Source organism: Asaia sp. W19, assembly GCF_003994335.1.
Lineage (GTDB): Bacteria > Pseudomonadota > Alphaproteobacteria > Acetobacterales > Acetobacteraceae > Asaia.
Genome location: NZ_PNQZ01000126.1, coordinates 1 through 869, shown reverse-complemented (window position 1 = coordinate 869; position 869 = coordinate 1). Strand labels below are relative to the sequence as shown.

General features: G+C 54.8%; 1 protein-coding gene. It reads right to left on the bottom strand.

Translation table 11 applies throughout. The features are described 5' to 3' along the window. Positions 1 to 345 precede the first annotated feature (345 nt). On the bottom strand, positions 346 to 869 hold a 524-nt coding region (locus C0V97_RS17250; RefSeq protein WP_158625469.1), incomplete at its 5' end, for a TolC family protein.

Sequence of the window (869 nt, the reverse complement as noted above, 5' to 3'; positions counted from 1 at the left end):
AATCATGCTGCCTTATGACACCACATGAACTCTCTCGTCCATCTCTATGATTCTATTCGATAGTCTTCATCTCCGCAACCAGTCCGAGCGCGATATTCGATGCACCAGGAGGTGGAGCGGAAAATCCTCAGGCGAAGCCTCGTTCGGCTACCGATTGGCTTCGCCGCTTGCCTCATCTCCGGGCAGGGCACGGTCTTCGATACCGGAACGGTGCATTCGCTCATAGGGTATATAAAATACTGCAAAAACAGTATACTACGCGAAAGATCTCATAAAATCTGTGAGCAAACGCCCGAGGTCAGTCGCTCCAGTGTATCTTGACATCAAGATAAGATATCTGCCGCATCATCCTGATTTTGAGGAATTATGTTCCATCAGTGCAGGATACTCCCAGCCTCCACCCAAGGCGCGGTAGAGAGAGACGAACGCCGTCGCAATCTGGATACGATTAGCCGAATAGGTTGCCTCTGCCGCCAATGCGGCGCTCTCAGCGTTATCAACCTGGAGGAAGTCCACGGCACCCTCGCGGTACTGTTCCCGTGCAATACCGACTGCCTTGCGACTTTCTTCCCAGGCGACCCGCGTCTGCTCGAGGCGCTTCTGGGACTGGGCGTAAGCAGTGAGCGCATTATCGACTTCGTTCCAGGCCGTGGTGACGGTCTGGTGAAAAGCGAGCGCCGCATCCTTCTGTTCAGCCTTGCGCAAGGCCAGCGTACCGCGCAGACGTCCCCCTTCGAAAAGAGGAACCGATAATGTCGGACCCGTCGCAAACTGACGCGAAGGAAGAGAAAAGAAATTCGCCGCTGACAGGGTCTGCGTGCCCATCTGCCCTGTCAGGGTGATATCGGGATAGAACGCTGCGATCGCAA